General features: G+C 37.6%; 4 protein-coding genes. 1 reads left to right on the top strand and 3 read right to left on the bottom strand.

Annotated elements, in window-relative coordinates; all coding sequences use genetic code 11:
* Positions 1-675 precede the first annotated feature (675 nt).
* The gene (locus ACUVXA_RS15515; RefSeq protein WP_445872191.1) at positions 676-1,401 is read left to right on the top strand and encodes a DUF1922 domain-containing protein; all 726 of its coding nucleotides are present in this window, start codon (positions 676-678) and stop codon (positions 1,399-1,401) included.
* A 90-nt stretch (positions 1,402-1,491) separates the two neighbouring features.
* On the opposite strand, the gene ACUVXA_RS15510 is transcribed toward ACUVXA_RS15515, so the two are convergent.
* The 3 genes from ACUVXA_RS15510 to ACUVXA_RS15500 all read right to left on the bottom strand — a co-directional run bounded on the left by ACUVXA_RS15510 (position 1,492) and on the right by ACUVXA_RS15500 (position 5,430).
* Positions 1,492-3,096 carry an alkaline phosphatase family protein gene (locus ACUVXA_RS15510; RefSeq protein WP_445872190.1) on the bottom strand — a complete coding sequence of 535 codons (1,605 nt, stop codon included), beginning with the start codon at positions 3,094-3,096 and terminating at the stop codon, positions 1,492-1,494.
* A 217-nt stretch (positions 3,097-3,313) separates the two neighbouring features.
* Positions 3,314-4,642, bottom strand: coding sequence for a M20 family metallopeptidase (locus tag ACUVXA_RS15505; RefSeq protein WP_445872189.1), 1,329 nt, complete (start codon positions 4,640-4,642; stop codon positions 3,314-3,316).
* A gap of 182 nt (positions 4,643-4,824) precedes the next feature.
* Positions 4,825-5,430, bottom strand: a complete 606-nt coding sequence (locus tag ACUVXA_RS15500; RefSeq protein WP_445872188.1) for a hypothetical protein — start codon at positions 5,428-5,430, stop codon at positions 4,825-4,827.
* Positions 5,431-5,491: the final 61 nt, after the last annotated feature.

Genomic DNA, 5,491 nt, shown 5'->3' with positions numbered 1-5,491 from the left:
ACTCGGAAAAGAAATTTAAAGAGGGGGGTGACAAATGTCTATGATTTCTACATTTATGTTTCCACTAAGCCATCCCAATCATAATATTTTATAAATATTTAAGATTCGCTAAAAAACTTGTGATTAAGAAATGTTACAAATTCTTATCTTAATCGTCTTGATTTATTATCACTACTCAAATTAATTCAAAATTCATAAAAAGTTTGACTTAATTCAAAATTATTTTATATTGTTGGGAGATTTGGGTTTTTTATTTCATAAACCCTGATTGATAATTTTTGACACTCCCCGCGACTAAAGTTGGGGGATTCTTGCTTATGGCTTTCTGCGCCTTTGAAGCAATGGGTGTGCCACCACCCAGTTAGCACGCCCTTCCACAAGGGGGAACGGCGTCTATATTGGCACCCTCATGGGGGCTGCGTCTTGTTTAGCCGTCTGAGCCCAAGCCAAACTCCTCAGCTACCGACAACTATTAATGTACTCTATTTCAAATAAATTTTTTGACGGTTCATCCCCGCGACTAGAAGTCGGGGCTTTCTCGCCAAAGATTCCTGCAAAAAAGGGATTGTTGTATTTATAATATATATGTAAAAATGTTAATTTAAAGTGGTATACTTATACAAATTGAGTACACAAAATATGTAAGGATATTTTGGAGGAATACTTTTGAAACAGATGTATGCGATTTTCAGGTGTCCTAAGTGTGGCAGATATACTTTCTCACCATCTAAGCAGAAAACAAGGTTATGTGGCAACTGTGGAAGCATAATAAAGGTTGATCCTATGAGGTCTCAAATTGTTGGTGATGCCAGAGAAGCATCGATGCTTGTGCGAAAGTATAATGCAGAAAAGGATCCTCAAAGTTTCCTCCAAGCCATAGAAGTGTCGAAAAAAGAATTGGAAAACCTTCTTCCGGAAGAACCAATAAAAATCCAAGATCTGATCGAAGAAGAAGAAACGATTTCCAGCTCCAGGGTCCAGAGGCTCACACTTCTCTTGGTTGAAAACTCCACCAGGGAACCAATTAGCTTTGATCTTATTGAAGAACTTTGTGCTAAGTACAAATTAGACTTCGAGTGGGTAAAAGAACGACTAACTCAGTTAGGAAAAGAGGGAAACATAATTTTTCCCACACCTTGGACCGTGAAATATATTGGTGCAGCAGATTCCGGATACACAGCTATATCCAAATCTACCAAACCTCAGATGCAAATAAAGGGAGCCAGCAAAGCCCTAATAAAAATACTATCCCAATCCAGCGAACCCATATCTGAAAAAGAAATAATCCAAAAAATGGAAATTATGGGATATAACCCCGAAGAAACCCAACAAACCCTAAAAAAACTCCACAAATCCGGTGAAATAATAGAACCTCGCCCAGGATTATATTATACAATATAGAATCCAAAATATTTCTCTGAAAAAAATTAATTAAAACAAATGCCAATGAGAAAAAAGGTTTATTTCTCAAAAAATTTCAATACGTGTTTACTATATCTTGCCTTTTTGCTTCAACTTTTTAATTTTGGCTTTTAATTTCTCTTCTTCTGTTTTTTCATAATACGATGGATCTACGTAAGCAGGCTTTCTCTTAGCGGGTTCCGAGTTAGATTCAAATATTTCCATCAGTACTCTACCGTCCATTTCGTTATGGATTGGTAAGCCTAACAAGTGGAGGATTGTTGGGGTTACATCGTAGATTTTTGCGTTTTCTATTTTATAGCCTTTTTTGATATCCTTTCCATATGCGATGATTATACCGTTTAAACGATGGAAGCCTGAGTATCTATTTGAGTAGGGCTTCTCCTCAAATAAAGGTTTATCAAAGTTTTCAAAAATTAAACACCTATAATCATTTATTGAAGGGATAAGGTCTGGTGCGAGTTTCACTTTGTCTCCTTTGTAAATATTTTCTGGCTCATAAATTGTCACTTTTATAGGTCTTCCGACATCCTTGCTCAGATTTTTTAGGTCATCTTTGATTTTCTTCCTTATTTTTTCGTAATTTTCTGAATTCTTAATATTTGGATTGATATAGATTGCTCCAAAGGCGATTGAGTGTCCCAGGCAGTAAGCTACTGACCTATCATAATCTATAAGGCTTGCAATATTAGTTGAAATTTTTAACGCTTCATTAATTCTAAGAATCAGATTATTTGGGAGGTATTTCCCTATCCTAAATCTTCTATTTATGGAAGCTAAAGCTTGTCGAAATTTTGTTTTTATCTCAACCTCTAGTCTCACTCTGTTCAATTTCCTTACAATATAGCCTTTAGTTTCAAGCCATTTAAACAAGTTGAAACCCTGGTATTGTGGTCCGAATCCATGATCGGAAATTATGAAAAGATTTTCGTTAAAACTCATTAATTTATCTAGAAATCCATCGACTTTCTGAAAGAACTTTTCAAATTCTTTTGCATATTTTGGAGCTATCCTTTCATCATACAGTGGGTGATTTTTATCTATATATTTCCACATTCTATGCTGAACAAAGTCCGTAGCCGAGTGAACATAGAAAAAAAGATTCCAGTCTTTTTCTTTTAAAAGATGTAATACAACCTTAAACTGTTTATCGGCTAATCTATTTAAATCTTTGAGAAAAAGCTCCACATCATCATATTTTGGTTCTTCGTAATTAACCACAATTTCGAACCCGTCAGAAACCTTATCTATTTCCTCCTTAAGTTCCTCAGGATAAGTAATTTTTTCGGTAAGGGCAAATATACCCGAAACCATGAAACCATTAATTTCATAGGGGGGGTAAAGGGCTGGAAAAGTAACCACTCCTACTTTATAGCCCTTATTACTCAGATAATCCCACACAGAGTGCCCCCTATAGTACTTCGAATTAAGTGGCTTAAGCCTCAAGTCCTCTCCCTTAATTAAGAAATCATAAACCCCCAGTCTCCCCGGATTTTTGCTTGTAGAAAACGCCAACCAGGAAGGACCCGTGACCGGGGGAATCGTTGATTCCAGGGAACCATAAGCTCCATTCTCTAATAACTTTTTAAAAGTTGGCAGCTTATTCTTTTGAATTAAGGGCATTATTACATCCCAAGTTGCGCCATCCAAGCCGATTACAATAATTTTTTCCATCTTCTACACCAATTTCATACCCTTTTGTGGAACTAGTTAAAGGAAACTAGAATGAACTAATCATCGCTTCCCTAATTGTTACTATAATGGTTAATTTAAATTTTTTACAAATCATTCCAAACTAGGAATCATAGGACTTTTAGAAGATATTAATGTCTGGTATTTAATACTTGTTTATACAGAAAAATGAAAAGTTGGAATACACTGAGTAGCTTTCTCAATCAAGATATTTGAGAGATGTGAGTGCAAAAACCTTTGAACCATTAGTAATATCACTTATATTAACCCACTCATCAGGGGAATGGGCACTTCCCTCCGATCTTGTGGGACCGTAAATAACTGTGGGAATACCCGCTCTAATAAAGAATCTAGCATCACAAAGCCAAGGAACCCTGTAGGTTGGCAAATCCTTTCCTAAAACCTTTTTAGCAGCTGATTTCATGTTTTTAACAATTTTTTCTGATGGGTCCGTTAATGCTGGTTTGGAGATTGTAGGAATCCATATCCGCACATCCAATTCAGGATCCCGCTCAATTTCTTTTTCAATCCTTTGTTCAATCATTTTTCTAACCTCTAGAAGGTCTTGATCTGGAATTATATGGACATCTACCCAAGAGCCGCATCTATCAGGCACAATGTAGAACCTTTTTCCACCATTTATAATAGATGGAACAACGTTCGTATATTCTTCATTAACCTCTGGTGGCGAGGGATACTTAGATTTCTGTTTCCTGAGCTCGGCTTCAACATCCGCAAACACCCCCTGAATTATGAGCATCTTTTTTATAGCGTTTATTCCGTGAGATGGGATTGTACCGTGCACCGTTTTTCCTTTTGTGACGATAACGAATGGTAAGAACCCACCTATATGGTTCTGAATATTATTAGCCCAACCATCAGCACAAAGACAGACATCCCCCTGGATTAGCTTTTTCGCAAGAAGATAAGCCGCACCAGTATAGCTTCCCGTTTCCTCATCCACGGTGAAAGCAAATGCAATATTTCCCTTAAAGTCAATGTCCGCTCTCTTTATTGCAGCCGCTGCGGCGAGGCACATCACTATTCCACCCTTGTTATCGTTTGCACCTCTACCAAAAACTTTGTCATTCTTTACTATACCTTGGAAAGGATCCATAGACCATCCATCCCCCGCAGGCACAGTGTCAAGATGAGCATTCATTACAAGTGTAGGGCCTTCCGATGATCCCTTCATTAATCCGATTACATTTACCTTTTTTTCAGTGCCTGCTTCCAATAAAACCTGTAGCTCTTGGGGTAGGTCCCCTTTCTCAATCCACTCCTTCCACTCGGGGTTAAATTCATCAATTCCCAAAATTACTTCAAACTCCTTCAAGAGATCGCATTCCACCAGCTGGGTTTCTATTTCCAATTCCTTCATCTTGGATTCAACTATTCCGGCAACTTCCTCAGTTTTACCAGGAGGATTCTCCGACCTTGCACTGATCAAGTCTTGTAAGAAGACAACATTTTCTTTCTCTGCCTCCTCAACAAGTTTTAAAACCCGATTAACATAGTCTTTCTCCATTCAAACTCCTCCAAAACTTAAATTTACAGCCGAAAACAGCAAAAATATCTGAAAGAAAAATAAGGGAACTAAGTAAAAATTTTATCGGTAGGAATCGGTACTTTCTAAAGTAAAAAAACAAAAGCAGACCTAAAGCCAAAACAAAAAAATATACAAATAAAAAAGGAGGGAGATAAGGATACTTAGCCTTCTGTGGTGTAGAAAACAATTGCCCAAAGCAGAAAAGCCACAAACAGTAGCGGATAACCTATAATGCCTCCGATATACAAAATTACAAAGCAGCCTCCGATTATACTTAGAATCCCTGCAGCTACAGCTGATCCCGAATGCATAGTATATTCACGTACTACTATGCTGGCAGAACCAATTATGATAAAAATGACGCCAAGTATAATGGAACCAATAATACTAAAGATTGTTATCGGAGAATAATAAAAAATGCCACCGTAACCTAAAAGGATATCTAAGAGCAATAGTATTCCAAAGGCTACTCCCCCTATTATACCGAATATGAGCGCTACGATACCCATGGAGCTTCCACCAACCGTGTACATACCATAGAAGCCTACACCCGTTAGAATACAGGCAACAACTATTAGCGCTGCGAAAAGAATACTCACCCCTATATAAAGGGGAGAAGGACCTACAGGTAAAAGAGTGAAATATGGTAAAAGAATGTACTGTGGGGGCACAAAAAGCCAAATGATGAGCCATGCAATTCCTGCTACTGAGGCTATGGTACCTATTATTCCACCAGCCACACCGGTTAATAATGCTCCTCTACCCACTCAAAATCGGGACGCCGCCTTAGGTATGTATTTTTCCTAGTTTTTACTTGTCTTATGCTGG

Source organism: Candidatus Jordarchaeum sp. (assembly GCF_052745115.1).
Note: the sequence above shows the minus strand (reverse complement) of the source record. Positions and strands in the feature narration are given on the sequence as shown.

Bases quoted from the DNA above. Each gene is read 5' to 3' on its own strand.
- ACUVXA_RS15505 (WP_445872189.1), bottom strand. From the start codon at position 4,642: ATGGAGAAAGACTATGTTAATCGGGTTTTAAAACTTGTTGAGGAGGCA.
- ACUVXA_RS15510 (WP_445872190.1), bottom strand. From the start codon at position 3,096: ATGGAAAAAATTATTGTAATCGGCTTGGATGGCGCAACTTGGGATGTA.
- ACUVXA_RS15515 (WP_445872191.1), top strand. From the start codon at position 676: ATGTATGCGATTTTCAGGTGTCCTAAGTGTGGCAGATATACTTTCTCA.